Source organism: Actinomadura meyerae (assembly GCF_900188445.1).
Classification (GTDB): domain Bacteria; phylum Actinomycetota; class Actinomycetes; order Streptosporangiales; family Streptosporangiaceae; genus Spirillospora; species Spirillospora meyerae.
In genome coordinates, this window is the sequence record NZ_FZOR01000002.1 from 352,122 (window position 1) to 367,139 (window position 15,018).

14 protein-coding genes and 1 pseudogene are annotated in these 15,018 nt (G+C 74.2%); 7 read left to right on the plus strand and 8 right to left on the minus strand.

From position 1 onward, the window contains the following. Positions 1-15: 15 nt before the first annotated feature. From CHF16_RS04485 to CHF16_RS04510, 6 genes are all read right to left on the minus strand, one after another. On the minus strand, positions 16-1,536 hold the full coding sequence (locus CHF16_RS04485) for a bifunctional uroporphyrinogen-III C-methyltransferase/uroporphyrinogen-III synthase (RefSeq protein WP_089324635.1): 1,521 nt from the start codon (positions 1,534-1,536) through the stop codon (positions 16-18). A 143-nt stretch (positions 1,537-1,679) separates the two neighbouring features. Further along, on the minus strand, positions 1,680-2,549 hold the full coding sequence (gene hemC, locus CHF16_RS04490; protein ID WP_245868213.1) for a hydroxymethylbilane synthase: 870 nt from the start codon (positions 2,547-2,549) through the stop codon (positions 1,680-1,682). Between the two features lie 47 nt (positions 2,550-2,596). Then, the gene (locus CHF16_RS04495; RefSeq protein WP_245868205.1) at positions 2,597-4,114 is read right to left on the minus strand and encodes a glutamyl-tRNA reductase; all 1,518 of its coding nucleotides are present in this window, start codon (positions 4,112-4,114) and stop codon (positions 2,597-2,599) included. Between the two features lie 60 nt (positions 4,115-4,174). Next, on the minus strand, positions 4,175-4,915 hold the full coding sequence (locus tag CHF16_RS04500; protein WP_089324590.1) for a redox-sensing transcriptional repressor Rex: 741 nt from the start codon (positions 4,913-4,915) through the stop codon (positions 4,175-4,177). Positions 4,916-5,195: 280 nt separating this feature from the next. Next, on the minus strand, positions 5,196-5,432 hold the full coding sequence (locus CHF16_RS04505; protein WP_089324636.1) for a glutaredoxin family protein: 237 nt from the start codon (positions 5,430-5,432) through the stop codon (positions 5,196-5,198). Between the two features lie 16 nt (positions 5,433-5,448). Continuing rightward, complete coding sequence (locus tag CHF16_RS04510) at positions 5,449-6,723, minus strand: putative quinol monooxygenase (RefSeq protein WP_089324591.1); 1,275 nt, start codon at positions 6,721-6,723, stop codon at positions 5,449-5,451. 165 nt (positions 6,724-6,888) lie between these two features. Here CHF16_RS04510 and CHF16_RS04515 point away from each other — a divergent pair, with 165 nt between their 5' ends. The 4 genes from CHF16_RS04515 (at position 6,889) to CHF16_RS04525 (ending at position 11,893) form a co-directional block, all read left to right on the plus strand. Beyond that, positions 6,889-7,515 carry a sigma-70 family RNA polymerase sigma factor gene (locus CHF16_RS04515; RefSeq protein WP_089324592.1) on the plus strand — a complete coding sequence of 209 codons (627 nt, stop codon included), beginning with the start codon at positions 6,889-6,891 and terminating at the stop codon, positions 7,513-7,515. Positions 7,516-7,615: 100 nt separating this feature from the next. Beyond that, positions 7,616-7,807, plus strand: a complete 192-nt coding sequence (locus CHF16_RS39275) for a hypothetical protein (RefSeq protein ID WP_143227873.1) — start codon at positions 7,616-7,618, stop codon at positions 7,805-7,807. A 10-nt stretch (positions 7,808-7,817) separates the two neighbouring features. Then, positions 7,818-8,687 carry an HAD family hydrolase gene (locus CHF16_RS04520; RefSeq protein ID WP_089324593.1) on the plus strand — a complete coding sequence of 290 codons (870 nt, stop codon included), beginning with the start codon at positions 7,818-7,820 and terminating at the stop codon, positions 8,685-8,687. 80 nt (positions 8,688-8,767) lie between these two features. Next, the gene (locus CHF16_RS04525; protein WP_089324594.1) at positions 8,768-11,893 is read left to right on the plus strand and encodes an AfsR/SARP family transcriptional regulator; all 3,126 of its coding nucleotides are present in this window, start codon (positions 8,768-8,770) and stop codon (positions 11,891-11,893) included. Here the strand turns inward: CHF16_RS04525 and CHF16_RS04530 are convergent. Together CHF16_RS04530 and CHF16_RS04535 are read right to left on the minus strand one after the other, a co-directional pair. Continuing rightward, the gene (locus CHF16_RS04530; RefSeq protein ID WP_089324595.1) at positions 11,871-12,656 is read right to left on the minus strand and encodes an ABC transporter permease; all 786 of its coding nucleotides are present in this window, start codon (positions 12,654-12,656) and stop codon (positions 11,871-11,873) included. The two genes, CHF16_RS04525 and CHF16_RS04530, sit on opposite strands and share 23 nt — an antisense overlap. Beyond that, positions 12,653-13,609: an ATP-binding cassette domain-containing protein gene (locus tag CHF16_RS04535; RefSeq protein WP_089324596.1), complete on the minus strand. Its 957-nt coding sequence runs from the start codon at positions 13,607-13,609 to the stop codon at positions 12,653-12,655. The genes CHF16_RS04530 and CHF16_RS04535 overlap by 4 nt, the downstream gene beginning before the upstream one ends. A gap of 270 nt (positions 13,610-13,879) precedes the next feature. Here CHF16_RS04535 and CHF16_RS04540 point away from each other — a divergent pair, with 270 nt between their 5' ends. The 3 genes and pseudogenes from CHF16_RS04540 to CHF16_RS04550 all read left to right on the plus strand — a co-directional run. Then, on the plus strand, positions 13,880-14,215 hold the full coding sequence (locus CHF16_RS04540) for an RNHCP domain-containing protein (protein WP_245868206.1): 336 nt from the start codon (positions 13,880-13,882) through the stop codon (positions 14,213-14,215). Continuing rightward, positions 14,215-14,625 carry an RNHCP domain-containing protein gene (locus CHF16_RS04545; RefSeq protein ID WP_089324598.1) on the plus strand — a complete coding sequence of 137 codons (411 nt, stop codon included), beginning with the start codon at positions 14,215-14,217 and terminating at the stop codon, positions 14,623-14,625. Before CHF16_RS04540 ends, CHF16_RS04545 begins: the two co-directional genes overlap by 1 nt. Positions 14,626-14,773: 148 nt before the next feature. Then, positions 14,774-15,018 (plus strand): annotated as a pseudogene (locus CHF16_RS04550) (IS1380 family transposase); the annotation flags it as partial.

The following is a 15,018-nucleotide window of genomic DNA, read 5'->3' on the forward strand; positions in this document are numbered from 1 at the left end:
TTCCTCTGGTGTGGGCTACTTCCGGCGCCGGGCCCCCCGGCGCATCTGGCTGGGCTTGCGGAGCGGGTCCCCCGCCTCGATCTGGGCCGCCCGCCGGTTCGCACCGTACTCCGCGAGCGCCTCGGCGAGGGCCGATACGGACGGCTTGTCCGCCATGACGTCCACGCGCAGCCCGTACTCCCGCGCGGTCTTGGCGGTCTGCGGGCCGATCACCGCGATCACCGTCACGTTGTGCGGCTTGCCGGCGATGCCGATCAGGTTCTTCACCGTGGACGAGGAGGTGAACAGCACGGCGTCGAACCCGCCGCCCTTGATCGCCTCGCGGATCGGCGCGGGCGGCGGCGCGGCGCGGACCGTCCGGTAGGCGGTCACGTCCTCGCACTCCCAGCCGAGCTCGGTGAGCCGGGCGATCAGCACGTCGGTGGCGATGTCGGCGCGCGGCAGCAGCACCCGGTTGATCGGGTCGAGGTCCTCGTCGTAGGGCGGCCACTCGCGGGCCAGGCCCTCGCCGGACTGCTCCCCGGACGGGACGAGGTCGGGCTGGATGCCGAACTCGACCAGCGCCGCGGCGGTCTGCTCGCCGACCGCGGCGACCTTCAGCCCGGCGAACGCGCGGGCGTCGAGGCCGTAGTCGACGAACTTCTCCCGGATCGCCTTGACCGCGTTCGTGGAGGTGAACACCACCCACTCGTAGCGGCCGGTGACGAGGCCCTTGACGGCGCGGTCCATCTGCTGGGGCGTGCGGGGCGGCTCGACGGAAATCGTCGGGACCTCGTCCGGGACGGCCCCGTACCCGCGGAGCTGGTCCGACAGGGACGCGGCCTGCTCCTTGGTGCGCGGCACCAGCACCCGCCAGCCGAACAGCGGCTTGGTCTCGAACCACGACAGCCGGTCGCGCCAGCCCACGACGTCGCCCACGATGATCAGGGCGGGCGACTCCATGCCCTTGGTGTCGGCCGCGAGCCGGCTCAGCGTGGAGACGACGGTCTCCTGCTCGGTGGTGGTGCCGAGGCTCGTCATGGCGGCCGGGGTGGACTCGGCGCGTCCGGCCGCGACCAGGCCCTTGGCGACCTCGGCGACCGCGCCCTCCGCGCCGGTGATGACGAGGGTCGCCGCGTCGCCGGCGAACGACTCCCAGTCGACGCCGCCGGACGAGGCGTCCACGAACCGGACCTCGCGGTGCTCGGGGTCGGTCAGCGGGATGCCCGCGTAGCCCGGCACGCCGGTCACCGCGGACACGCCGGGGACGACCTCGAACGGCACGCCCGCCTTGTGCAGCGCGGCGCCCTCGGCGGCCAGGCCGCAGGCGACGCCGGGGTCGCCGGCGAACATCCGGACGACGCGCCGGCCGGCCTTGGCGGCGCGGACGGCCATCTTCACCGGGTCGCCCTCGGCGGTGTCGACGATCTCGGCGTCCGCGCGGCAGTGCGCGAGGACGTCGGCGGGGCAGTGCGCACGGCTCACGATGACGGTGTCGGCGCGTTCCAGTTCGGCGGCGGCGCGCAGCGTCAGCAGCCCCGGGTCACCGGGGCCCATGCCGACGATCGCGACCGTCCCCGGGTCCGTCGTCCGGCGCGCCGCCGGCGCCGCGGTCCCGGTGGTCCTGGCGGCGGCCGCGCTGCGGGCGGTCCTGCTCTCACCCGCCTTGGTGTCGGCGGCGGTGCTCTTCGCGGCGGGGCTCAATCGCGCTCCCCCATCAACTGGTCGGCCCCCTGCGCGAGCAGCCGGGCCGCGAGGTCGCGGCCGATCTGCTCGGCGGCATCCGGGTGGCCGCTTGCGGACAGCCTGATCTGCCGGCTCCCGTCGTACGCGGCGACGGTCGCGGTCAGATGCAGCTCTTCTTCTATTTCGGCAGCGTATGTTCCCACGGGCGCGGAGCAGCCCGCCTCCAGCACCGCGAGGACCGTCCGCTCTGCGGTGACGGCGCGCCTGGTCGCGGCGTCGTCGACCGCGGCGAGCAGGTCGAGCAGGTCGGTCCGGTCGGCGCGGCATTCGAGGGCGAGCGAGCCCTGGCCGGGCGCCGGCAGCATCTGGTCGGGGTCGAAGACCTCGCCGACCTCCGCCAGCCGCCCGATGCGCTTGAGGCCCGCGTGCGCCAGCACCACGGCGTCCAGCTCCCCATCGGTGATCTTGCGGAGCCGGGTGTCGGCGTTGCCGCGGATCGGGACGATCTCCAGGTCCGGGCGGAGCGCGCGCAGCTGCGCGACCCGGCGCGGCGAGCCGGTGCCGACGCGGGCGCCGCGCGGCAGGTCGGCCAGCTTGGACGGCCCGCACAGCGCGTCCCGCGGATCGTCGCGCCGCGGCGTCGCGGCCAGCGCGATGCCCGGCGTCTCCGACGTCGGCAGGTCCTTCAGCGAGTGCACGGCGAAGTCCACCTCACCGGACAGGATCTTGTCGCGGAGCGCGTTGACGAACACGCCCGTGCCGCCGATCTGGGCGAGCAGGGCCTTGGAGACATCACCCTGCGTCGTTACCCCGACCAGCTCCACGGCATGCCCGGTCAGCCGGGTCAACGCGTCCGCGACGCCCTGCGACTGCGTCGTCGCCATCAGGCTCTTGCGGGTGCCGAGCCGCAGCGCGCGGCCCTTGCCTGTAGTCACGTCTCGTCTCCTTCGCGCCCCGGAGCCGCGTCCCGGGCGCTGACCGCCCGGACGCTCGCGGCCTGGGCGTTCACCGTCTCCACATTCACGCCGTCGGGCACACCGCCGGGCGGCACGGCGCCCGCCACGGTGCTCGCCGTCACCGGCGCGGGGCTGACGCAGTCGGCCTCCGCGCACTCCGGCGCCGCCCCGGCGGCGGGCTCGTCCTCGCGCATGTCGGCGCGGGCCACCGCCTCGGGGGCCTTCGGGTCCAGGTCGAACAGCTCGCGCAGCGCGTCGGCGTAGGAGTCGCCGCCCGGCGCGGCCGCCAGTTCCTTGACCCGGACGGTCGGCGCGTGGAGCAGCTTGTCCACCACGCGCCGCACGGTCTGCTCGATCTCCTTGCGGTCCCGGTCGTCGAGTTCCGGCAGCCGGCCGGTCAGCCGGGCCAGCTCCGCGTTCACCACCTGCGCCGCCTTGCTGCGCAGCGCGACCACGGTCGGCGCGACGGCGGCGGCGCGGGCGGCGCTCAGGAACGCCTCGACCTCCTCGCACACGATCCGCCGGACGGCCTCGACGGCCGCCGGGCCGATCGCCTTCGCGGCCTCCTGCGCGGTGCGCAGGTCGTCCAGCCCGGCGAGCCCGGCGCCGGGCAGGTCGCGGACGGACCGCTCGATGTCGTGCGGCAGCGCCAGGTCCAGGAAGAAGCGGCGCCGCCCGTCGTCCCCGACGCCGCACGCCGCCAGCTGCGCGGCCGTCAGCACCAGGCCGGTCGCGCCGGTGCAGGACACGACGAGGTCGGCGCCGGCGAGCGCGTCGTCCAGCTCGGCCAGGTCGATCGCGCGGGACGGGACGTCCAGCGAGCCGGCGAGCCGGGCGGCGTTCGCGTACGTGCGGTTGGCGATCACCACCTCGCCCGCACCGGCGCGGCTCAGCGTGGCCGCGGCCAGGGAGCTCATCGAGCCGGCGCCGACCACCAGCGCGCGCACCCCCTCCAGCGGCCCGAGGTGCCGGGCGGCGACGTCGAGGCCGACGCCGACGAGGGACGCGCCGGCCTTGTCGATGCCGGTCTCGTGGTGGGCGCGCTTGCCCACTCGCAGCGACTGCTGCAGGACGTCGTGGAGGTCGCGGCCGATCGTCCCCTGGTCCTGGGCGAGCTTGAACGCCTGGCGGATCTGGCCGAGGATCTGGCCCTCGCCGACGACCATCGACTCCAGCCCGCAGGCCACCGCGAACACGTGCTGGACGGCCCGCTCCTCGTAGTGGACGTACAGGTGGCGGGACAGGTCGTCCATCGGGACGCCGGAGTGCAGCGCCAGCAGCTCGGAGATCGCGGACACGCCGCCGTGGAACTTGTCGACCACGGCGTAGATCTCGACCCGGTTGCACGTCGAGACGATCGCCGCCTCGACGACGTTCGCCGAGTCGTGCACCGCGTGCAGCAGCTTGACGAGGTCGTCCCCGGACACCGCCGCCCGCTCCAGCACCGCCACGGGCGCGCTGCGGTGACTGAGACCCACCACCAGAATGCTCATGCCGCGTCCTCGCTCATGCTCGCCCGCCTCCTGCCGACCCGCTGCCCTGTGCGACCCCGCTCATGCTTCAACCGTCTCGACATACTGCGAAGTCCCCGGCGGCGCGTCACCGGGGGCCAGCGGCGCGAAGCCGTCCGGCCCGCCGGCCTTGCGCTGCTCGTGGAACGCGAGGATCTGCAGCTCGATCGACAGGTCGACCTTGCGCACGTCGACCCCGTCGGGCACCGACAGCACGACGGGGGCGAAGTTCAGGACGCTGGTCACGCCCGCGGCCACCACGCGATCGCACACTCCCTGGGCGGCGCCCGCGGGGGTCGCGATCACGGCGATGGACACGCCGTGGCCCGCGATGATGTCCTCCAGCCGGTCGATGTGCTCCACCGTCATGCCGGAGATCTCCTGCCCGACGATGGCCTCGTCCGCGTCCAGCAGGCCCGCCACGCGGAAGCCGCGGGACGCGAAACCGCCGTAGCCGGCCAGCGCTCGGCCCAGGTTACCGACCCCGATGATGGCGATGACCCAGTCCTGGGTGAGGCCGAGCTCGCGGGAGATCTGGTAGACGAGGTACTCGACCTCGTAGCCGACGCCGCGCGTCCCGTAGGAGCCGAGGTGGGACAGGTCCTTGCGGAGCTTGGCCGAGTTCACGCCCGCGGCCGCCGCCAGCTCCTCGGACGAGACGGTCGCCACACCGCGCTCCTGGAGCCCGGTGAGGGCCCGCAGGTACACCGGGAGCCGCGCCACGGTGGCTTCGGGGATGCCGCGGCCCGCGCGGTCGCGGTGCCGGTTCTGTCGAGGTGTCACGGCCTGCTCTTCAAGCTCGACGCTGGAGACGGGGCGCCGGATGGCCCCCTCGCCCCGGCCTGCGCGGCCCGGTAACGGCCTGACGACCGCGGCCCGACCGCCCCCAGGGCTGGCCACCAGGTTAAGCCTTTGTGAACACGCGCACAAAGTCACCCCCCGGTCGGACGGGCCGGGCGGACGCGCGGGAACGCCGCCCCTCAGGGCCTTCCAGCGTACGGGGCGGCAACCCGAATGTCGTTCGGATGTGAGCTACACGACATTCCGGACGGGTTGCGCACGGTCAGCGGAGCTTGCCGATGGCGGCGCGCAGCCGGCCCTCGTCGACCCGCCAGAAGTCGTGCTGCACGCCGTTGACCAGCGTGACGGGGATCTGCTCCCAGTACCGCTCGTAGTCGGCCTCCGACCGCGTGATGTCGCGCTCCTCCCACGCCACGCCGAGGTCGCCGGCGACCCGCTCGATCACCGCGCGGGCGTCGTCGCACAGATGGCAGCCCGGCTTGCCGAGCAACGTGATCATGATCTCGTCCGCCACGTCACCTCCCGGGGAACTCCGGCGCCGGCAGCGGCACCTTGGCCGGGCCGAGCTTCAGCTCGATCACGTTCGTGGCGAGCACGTGGGTGCGCGACTCGGCCAGGAACCGGCGCAGGTGCGCCTGCCCGCGGTGCGCGGCGAACGCCGCCTCGTCGCGGAAGAGCTGGTAGAAGATCCGCTGCGTGGGGCCGCCGACCACCTCGTGGCAGGCGAAGACGACCGTGTCGGGCTCGGTCGCCAGCGCGGCCTTCACCAGGTCGGCGGCGAGCCGGTCGAACGCCTCCTCGCGGCCGTCCAGCAGGGTGTAGACGGTGATCTGCCCGCACGCGTTCGCGAGGTCGCCGCCGGGGGCGGCGGGCGCGGCATGGCCGGGCGGGCCGGGGAGCCCGGCGGGGCCGCCGATGCCGTCGACGGCGGTCGGCCCGGCCGGGTTGTCGGGGAAGCGCAGCTCCTCGACCGCCGGCTCGGGGAAGCGCAGCTCGCCGCGCCGCGGCTCGGGCGACGGGGTCGGCGCCGGGACGGGCTCGGACCTCGCCGGGTACGGCTGCTCCTCGTACCCGCTCGCGGGCTCGTAGCCGTCGCGGCCCTCGTAGTCGTCGTAGTCGTCGTCCTCGTCGTAGACCGGGACGGTGCGCATCGCGCCGTACCAGACGAGCCCGACCGCGGCGCCGAGCGCGATCACCGCGAGCGGCGCCGGCAGGAACCCGCGGGTGCCGCTGACGACCAGCACCCCCGCGAGCGCGACCAGCGCGACCGGGATCAGCAGCTCGGCGGCCTCCTGGTCCTGCTTGCTGGCCAGCCACGCGGTGACGCCGGTGCACGCGGCCAGCGCGACCACGGCGACGACGTGCGCGCCGTCGATCAGCAGCAGCGGCAGCGCGTCGTAGGTGGAGCCCGGCTTGGGCAGGCTCTTGGTGAGCGTGCCCTTCAGCGGGTCCAGGATGAGGATCACGATCGCGACGACCGTGTAGGAGATCGCGAACAGCCATCCCGCGAAGCGCACCTGCACGTAGCGCGCGATCAGCTCGATCATGCCGAGCGCGAGCCACATCGGCCCGATCAGCGCGGCGCCGAGCTCCATGACCCGGAACAGCGGGCCGTTGAACCCCATCATGAAGCCGAGGGCCATGCACAGCAGGGCGAGCGTCAGCCCGACCTGGGTGAAGGACCACGCGATGAGGTAGAGCAGCCGGTCCTTGTAGGCGCGCTGAACGAGCAACCCGGTGGCGGCCACGGCGCCGAGGGTCGCGAGAAGCGCGAGAAGAGCGGGAACCATCGCGCCTAATGGTGCCCGATGCCGCGCGCGGACGGGTAACCGCGTCGTGGAAGACCGGAGGACGACCGGGAAAGAGGCCATGAAACCGGCCATTGCTTCCCGTACCTTCCGGTATCTAGAGTGGCAGATCACGCCGGAGGTCGCGTACGCCCCGAGGAGAACTGCATGAGCAGCTTGTCCCTCGACGCCGGGGTCATCCCGCTTCCTCGGCGTTCCCGGCGGGCGGAGCCCGGATCCGACCGGGCGGAGGTCCTGAAGGCGCTGGTCCTGCGCGCCCGGGACGGCGACGCCGAGGCGTTCGGCCTCCTCTACGACCACTACGTCGACCTCGTCTACCGCTACATCTACTACCGGGTCGGGACGCGCTCCCTCACCGAGGACCTGACGAGCGAGACGTTCCTGCGCGCCCTCCGCCGCATCTGCGACTTCCACTGGCAGGGCAAGGACTTCGGCGCCTGGCTGGTGACGATCGCCCGGAACCTCGTCGCCGACCACTTCAAGTCCGGCCGCTACCGGCTGGAGGTCTGCACCGCCGAGCTGATCGAGCCCGACCTCCACCACGAGGGGCCCGAGGCGACCGTCCTGGACGCGATGACCAACCGGACGCTGCTGCTGGCCGTCCGGCGGCTCGGCTCCGAGCAGCAGGAATGCGTCGTCCTGCGGTTCATGCACGGCCTGTCGGTCGCCGAGACCGCGCTCGTCATGGACAAGAAGCCGGGCGCCATCAAGGCGCTGCAGTATCGCGCCGTCCGCTCCCTCGCGCGTATGCTCCCGGACGACCTGCGCCGCTGACGCGCCCGTAACCCGCCGCGCCGCCCGATCGTTTCTCCGGTCAGGGGGCGCACGCGCGCCCGGCACCACCGCAAGGGAGCGGCCACGTGAGAACCGGGCTGTGAAGACGAGACGGAGAAGCACCATCGAGCAGGGGAACATGCTCGCCCGGCTGCGGGCGGGCGGGGGGACGGGCCCGGATCCGCGGTTCCGCGAGGTGCTGCGGGAGCGGCTGGTGACGGCCGCGGGCGACCGGGACGAGGAGTGCCGCAACCGCCGCCGGGAGGAGGGCCGCGGGGAGGCGGTTGACTAGGCTTCGCCTCATGCGGCGATTCTGGCAACGCGACGTGGACCACAAGAGCGCCGGGGAGGCCGCCGCCGCGGCAGCGGCCCCGCCCGGTCCGCTGCCCGCGCCCGACCCCGCCGCCGCGGCGTTCTTCGACGTCGACAACACGATGATGCGCGGCGCGTCCATCTACTACTTCGCGCGCGGGCTCGCCGCCCGCAAGCTGTTCACCATGCGCGACCTCGCGATGTTCGCGCTCGGGCAGGCCGCGTTCCGGCTGCGCGGCAGCGAGAACTCCGAGCACATCGGCAGCGCCAAGGAGGCCGCGCTCGCGTTCGTCGCCGGGCAGCGCGTCGACCGGATCGTCCGGCTCAGCGAGGAAATCTACGACGAGGTGATGGCGGACCGGATCTGGGCCGGCACCCGCTCCCTCGCGCTCCAGCACCTCGACGCGGGCCAGCAGGTCTGGCTGGTCACCGCGACGCCGGTCGAGGTCGCCCGCACGATCGCGCACCGGCTCGGCCTCACCGGCGCGCTCGGCACGGTCGCCGAGACGCGCGAGGGCGTCTACACGGGCCGGCTCGTCGGCAACCTGCTGCACGGCCCCGCCAAGTCGGAGGCCGTCCGCGCGCTCGCCGCCCGGGAGGGCCTCGACCTGTCCCGCTGCTCGGCCTACAGCGACTCGATCAACGACCTGCCGATGCTGACCGCCGTCGGCCACCCGCACGCCGTGAACCCCGACGCCGAGCTGCGCGCCCACGCCCGCGACCACGGCTGGCCGATCCACGACTTCCGCACCGGCCGGAAGGTCACCATGATCGCACTGCCCGCCGCGGCCGGCGCCGGGGCGCTGGCCGGCGGCGTCGCGGCCGGCATCGCCCTGCGCCGCCACTACCGCCCCACCTGAGCCGACCGGCCCGCCCCCTGCCCCGGCGGGGCGCATTTCGAGATCTATCGCGTTTGTCGGGCACGCTCTACGCTGGCCCCGTGGAGCTGACGTTGCTGTCGCGGGCCGCCTGCCGGGGCCGGGACGTCACGAGCCCGCGGGTGCGGGGGCTGCTCGCGCTGCTCGCCGCCGAGCCGCGGGCCGGGATGTCCGTCGCGCGGCTGGTCGAGGGCCTCTGGGCGGACGACCCTCCGGAGAATCCGGCCAAGTCGCTCCAGGTCGTGGTGTCGCGCGCGCGGTCGCGCCTGGGGGCGGACGTCATCGAGAGCACGCCGACCGGGTACCGGCTGGGGCTGGACGAGTCCGAGGTCGACGCGTCCGCCGTTCTGCTCGCCGCGTCAGCCGGCGCGCAGGCCGCCAGGGACGGGGACCACGCGGCGGCGCTCGCGCGGGCGGAGGAAGGGCTCGCGCTCTGGGACGGCCCACCGAAACCTGACGAGGGCCACGATCCCCTTGCCGTACTGCGGACGGAGCGGGCCGCGACCTACCGGACGCTGTGCCGCGCCCGCGCGCTGGCCCTCGCCCGGCTCGGGCGACACGCCGAAGGGTTCGACGCGCTCGACGCCGTCGCGCGCGAGTACCCGCGCGACGAGGAGGTCCTCGCCGAGCTGCTGCGGTGCGAGGCCGCGACGGCGGGGCCGTCCGCCGCGCTGGCCCGCTACGAGACCTACCGGCGCTCGCTGCGCGACTCGCTCGGGACCGACCCGGGCGCGGCCCTGCGGGGTGTCCAGGAGGAACTGCTGCGGGACGAGGCCCCGGTGGTCCGGCGCGGTGTGGCGCACGAGCCGAATCCGCTGCTCGGGCGCGACGCCGACCTCGCCGCCGTCCTGGAACTGCTGCGCACGTCCCGCGTCACCTCGATCGTGGGGACGGGCGGGCTCGGCAAGACGCGGCTGGCGAACACGGTGGCGCGGGACGCGCCGCAGCGCGCCGTGCACGTCGTCCCGCTGGCGGGCGTCGCCCGGGACGCGGACGTGGAGGGCGAGGTCGCGTCCGTGCTCGGCGTCGGCGAGGCCGGGCGGGCGCCGCGCCGTCCCGGCGGGACGCTCCCCGGGATCGTGGACGCGCTCGGCCCCGGCCCGGCCCTGCTCGTCCTGGACAACTGCGAACACGTCGTCGACGGGGTCGCCGCCCTGGTCGGCGCCCTGGTGTCGATGACGCGCGACGTGCGGGTGCTGGCCACGAGCCGCGCGCCGCTGGGCCTGTCGTCGGAGTCGGTGTATCCGCTGCCCGCACTCGACCGGGGCGCGGCGGCCGAGCTGTTCCGGCAGCGGGCCTCGGCCGCGCGTCCCGGCGTGGGCCTGCCGCAGGGCGCGGTCGAGGAGCTGTGCCGGCATCTGGACGGGCTGCCGCTCGCGGTGGAGCTGGCGGCGGCGCGCGTCCGGGTCATGTCGGTGCCGCAGATCGCGCGGGGGCTGGACGACCGGTTCGCACTGCTGCGCGGCAACGCCCGCGACGCGCCGTCCCGGCACCGGACGATGCGCGCCGTCGTCGACTGGAGCTGGAACCTGCTGACGCCGTCCGGGCGGGCCGCGATGCGGGCGCTGTCCATCTTCTCCGGCGGCTTCACCCCGGAGGCGGCCCGCCACCTGCTGGACTATGACGTCCTGGACGTCCTGGACGTCCTGGACGACCTCGTCGGCCAGTCGCTGCTCACCGTGACCGAGGACGGCGCGGGCACGCGGTTCCTGATGCTGGAGAGCGTCCGCGAGTTCGGCGCGTCCCACCGCGAGGCCGAAGGCGAGACGGAGCGCGCGGTGGACGGCCTGCTCGCCTGGGCGCGCGAGTTCGGCGCGGAGCACCACGAGGCGCTGTTCGGAACCGATCCCCTCCCCGCGCTGGAACGCGTCCGCGCCGAGCAGGACAACCTCCTCCAGGCGCTCCGGCACGGCCTCGCCCGGCGGGACGGCCCCGCGGTCGCGGCGGCCGCGGCGGTGCTCGGCGGCCTGTGGACGCTGGAGTCGGCCTTCACCCGGATGCTCACGATGGCCGAGGAGACCGCCGGGGTCCTGAGCCGGTTCCGCCCCGGCCCGGAGGACGTCGGCGTCACCCGGACGGCGCTGACGCTGAGCGTCCTCACCACGGTCATGCTGAAGGGGCCGCGGGCCACCCGCGCGCTCGTCGCGCTGCGCCGCCTCCCGCCGGCACCGCCGGACGGCCTCGTCCGGGCCCTGGCGGTCCTGGTGCGGTCGGCGCCCGAGATCCTCGGCCCCGACTGCGCGGCGCTCGACCGCATGCGCACCGGCGACCGGCCGCTGCTCGCGGGCCTCGCGGAGTGCGTCACCGGCTACATCCGGGAGCACGAGGGCGACCTGGCGGGCGCGCTGGAGGCCACGGCGGCGATGGCGGCGGTGGCGGAGGCCGCCGCCTCGCCGTGGCTGCGGCTGATCGCGCACTCGCGGCTCGGCGAGCTGCTGATGCAGGCCGACCGGCCGGACGAGGCCGCGCACCACCTGCGGGTCTCGCTGGCCCTCCTCGACCGCTACGGCTGGCCCGACATGTTCGGGCTGCTGTGGGCCCTCGCGGCCGTCCACCTCCACCTCGGCCGGTTCGACGACGCGGAGCGGCTGCTGGAGCAGTCCATCGCCGAGGGCCCCTACGACTCGCCGGGCATGGCGACCTTCAGCCTCGGCGTGCGCGCGGAGATCGCGTTCGGGCGCGGCGACGCGGAGACGGGACTGCGCCTGTGGCGGGAGGCGGTGGCGCGGCTCGCGGACGAGGAGTTCCCCGCCCCCGCGCTCGGCCTCGACCCGTGGACGGTGGACGCCCACTGCGTCACCGTCGTCGCCCACGCCCGGCACGGTCGGCCCGGCCTCGTCCGCGACCTCGCCGAAGGGCTGCGCGGCAAGCTGTCCGCGCTGCTCGCCGAGGCGGCGCGGCCGCTGCCGCCCGCCGTCATGGACCTGCCCATCTGCGGTGCGCTCCTGCTGGCCCTCGCCATGGTCGACGACGACCCGGCCCGCGCCGCCCGCCGGACGGCGCTGGCGGAGCGGATGCACTTCAGCCGCTCGTTCCAGCCGACCATGTCCCCCGCCGCCGCCCGCCGCGCCGCCCTGGCCGCCGACGAGCCGGCGTACCGCGCCGCGGTGGCGGAGTACGCCGGCCTGTCCCGCGCCGGGTTGTGGGACGCCGCGCGGGCGCTCGCTACCGGGGCGCCTTCCGGTTGAACAGCGCCTTCGACGCCGCGTAGCCGGCCGCGGCGAGTCCCGCGCACCAGGCCGCGGCCGCCGCCGCGTCCGCCCCGTCCGGCGAGGTCGCCAGCAGGCCGCGCAGCGTCTCGATGATCGGCGTGAACGGCTGGTACTCGGCGAACCACCGCACCCCGGCCGGCATCGACTCCGGCGGGACGATCGCGCTGCCGAAGAACGGCAGGAACTGCACGATCATCGGCGTGTTGCTCGCGCCCTCGGGGTTGCGCGCCAGCAGCCCGAGCATGACGCCCACCCAGGTCAGCGCGAACGTCAGCGCCACCAGCAGCCCCGCCGCGGCGAGCCAGTCGAGGACGCCGGCGCTCGTCCGGAACCCCATCGCGACGGCCGCGCCGATGACCGCGGCCGTGCTGAGCAGCGTCTGGATCATGCTGCCGAGCACGTGCCCGGTCAGCAGGGACGACCGCGCGATGCCGAGCGTCCGGAAGCGGTCCACGATGCCCTCGGTCATGTCGACGCACACCGAGACCGACGTCTGCAGGCACCCGGACGCGATCGCCATCAGGATGATCCCCGGCGCCACGTAGTTGATGTAGTCGCCCTCGGCGGTGCCGCCGACGCCGTCCCCGAGCGCGTTGCCGAACACGCCGACGAACAGCACCATGATGAAGATCGGCATCATCATGCCGACGAGCGTCAGGGACGGGTAGCGCAGCGCGTGCCGCAGGCTGCGGCGCAGCATCGTCGCGGAGTCGGCCACCACCGCTGCCAGAGCGCTCATCGCGACACCGCCTCCTTCTCCTTCCGGCCGGTGAGGGCGAGGAACACGTCGTCCAGGTCGGGCGTGTGCACGGACAGCTCGCCGACCTCGACGCCCGCCTCCTCCAGCCGGCCGAGCAGCGCCCGCAGCGACCGGACGCCGCCGTCGCTCGGCACCTGCAGGGTGAGCGCGTCGTCGTCCCGCGCGGCCCCGCCGAGCACGCGCGCCGCCGCGTCCAGCCCGGCCGGCCCGGCGAACCGCAGCCGGACGTGCCCGCCCGGCACCAGCCGCTTCAGCTCCTCCGAGGTCCCCTCGGCGACGATCCGGCCGCCGTCCAGCACCGCGATGCGGTCGGCGAGCTGGTCGGCCTCCTCCAGGTACTGCGTGGTCAGGAAGATCGTCACCCCGCCGCGCACCAGCCCGCGGACGATCTCCCAGGTGGTGCGGCGGGTGCGCGGGTCCAGCCCGGTCGTCGGCTCGTCCAGGAAGATGATCCGCGGGTTCCCGATCAGCGTCATCGCGATGTCGAGCCGTCGCCGCATCCCGCCCGAGTACGTCGCGGCCGTCCGGCCCGCCGCCTCCGCCAAGTCGAACCGCTCCAGCAGCTCGTCGGCGGCCCGCCGCCCCGCGGCCCTGCCCAGATGGTGGAGGTCGGCCATCAGGATGAGGTTCTCCCGCCCGGTGAGCAGCCCGTCGACAGCCGCGTACTGGCCCGTGACGCCGATCGCCCTGCGCACCCCGTCCGGGTCCCGCATGAGGTCGCACCCGGCGACCCGCGCCTCGCCGCCGTCCGCCCTGATCAGCGTCGACAGGATCCGCACGGCCGTCGTCTTCCCCGCCCCGTTCGGCCCGAGCAGCGAGAACACCGTCCCGCGCGTCACCTCCAGGTCGAGCCCGTCGAGGACGGTCTTCTCCCCGAACACCTTCCGCAGCCCGACCACCGAGATGGCCGTCTGCCTCGCCTCTATCGCCATGCCGAGAACCCTGAGGCCGCCCGCTTTCACCCCGCTTTCACCCCGGCTTCACGGGGTTTCGGGCCCAGCGGAAAACCAGTCGCGTGCGGGACGGGCCGGTGCCTACGGTGGTGAGCCGACCAGATCGCACGTACCTGGCCTCGCGCCTTAGGAAGAGGGTTTATGTCCCGGCCCGTGCCGAGCGTTACTCGGCGCATGCCCTAGCCGTTCGCCGAGACCGCTCGGCCGCCTCTTGCTGTCCTTCACGACTTCCCAGCAAGGAGCATCCGGGTGTCCGACACCTTCCTCTGCGTCAAATGCGGTCTGACCGTCACCGTCCGCGCCTCTGACGGCACGCGGCGCAACCACTGCCCCGCCTGCCTGCACTCCGAGCACGTCACCGACCACGTCGAGGGCGGCCTTAGCGACTGCCGCTCGCGCATGATGCCGATCGCCATCGCGGTGCTGCGCACCGGCGACTGGATGGTCATCCACCGCTGCGTGGGCTGCGACCTGCTCACGTCCAACCCGGTGTGCGCGGACGACAACCAGCTCATCCTCATGCGGATGGCCGTGCGTCCGCTGGCGCAGCCGCCGTTCCCGCTCGAACCGTTCGGGTCGTTCTGATGCCGCGCCGGAAGAACCCGCGGGGGCGGCGGCCCCAGCGCCACAAGGACGTCCTGCACACCGGGCACGGGCCCGCCGCCGCCTTCCGCTGCGTCGGATGCCGGCTCGAGGTGTCCCTGGACGCCCCGGGCAGCGCCCACCGCAACCACTGCCCGAACTGCCTGGTCAGCCTGCACGTGGACCACCGCGTTCCGGGCGACCGCGCGTCCGCGTGCCGCAGGCGCATGGAACCGCTGGCGCTTTCCGCGCGCCCCGACGGCGAGTGGATGATCATCCATCAGTGCCAGACCTGCGGCAAGGTCGGCGCCAACCGCATCGCCGGCGACGACAACGCGCTGGTCCTGATGCGCCTGGCCCTGGCACCGCTCCAGGACGGGACCATCGCGACCCGCACGATGCTCACCCTCTAAGCCTCGATCCACCGGGTGATTGCTGTTCAGGTTGCGGAAACGACAAAAGGGATGCCCCGTGGCCTGCGATGATGGGCTTGTCTAAGGTCCAGCAGCGCAGAAGCAACGAGGCATCCCGTAAGCGCAATCCTCTCATGTCTCATCGGCGGTGGCTGCCGCGTTCGACGAGCCGAACTTGATCGCCGATGCCGGGCTGGTGCCGGTGGTGCGGCTGGCCGAGCGGGCGGGGTTGCCCGAGCTGGCGGCCGAGGTGCTGCGCATCGGCGGTGCGCGCAACAGCGCCGGCGCCGCCCCGGCGGCGAAGGTGATGTCGCTGGTGGCGGCGATGTGCGCCGGAGCCGACAGCATCGATGACACCGACCGGTTGCGGCACGGGGCGATGCCGACCGCGTT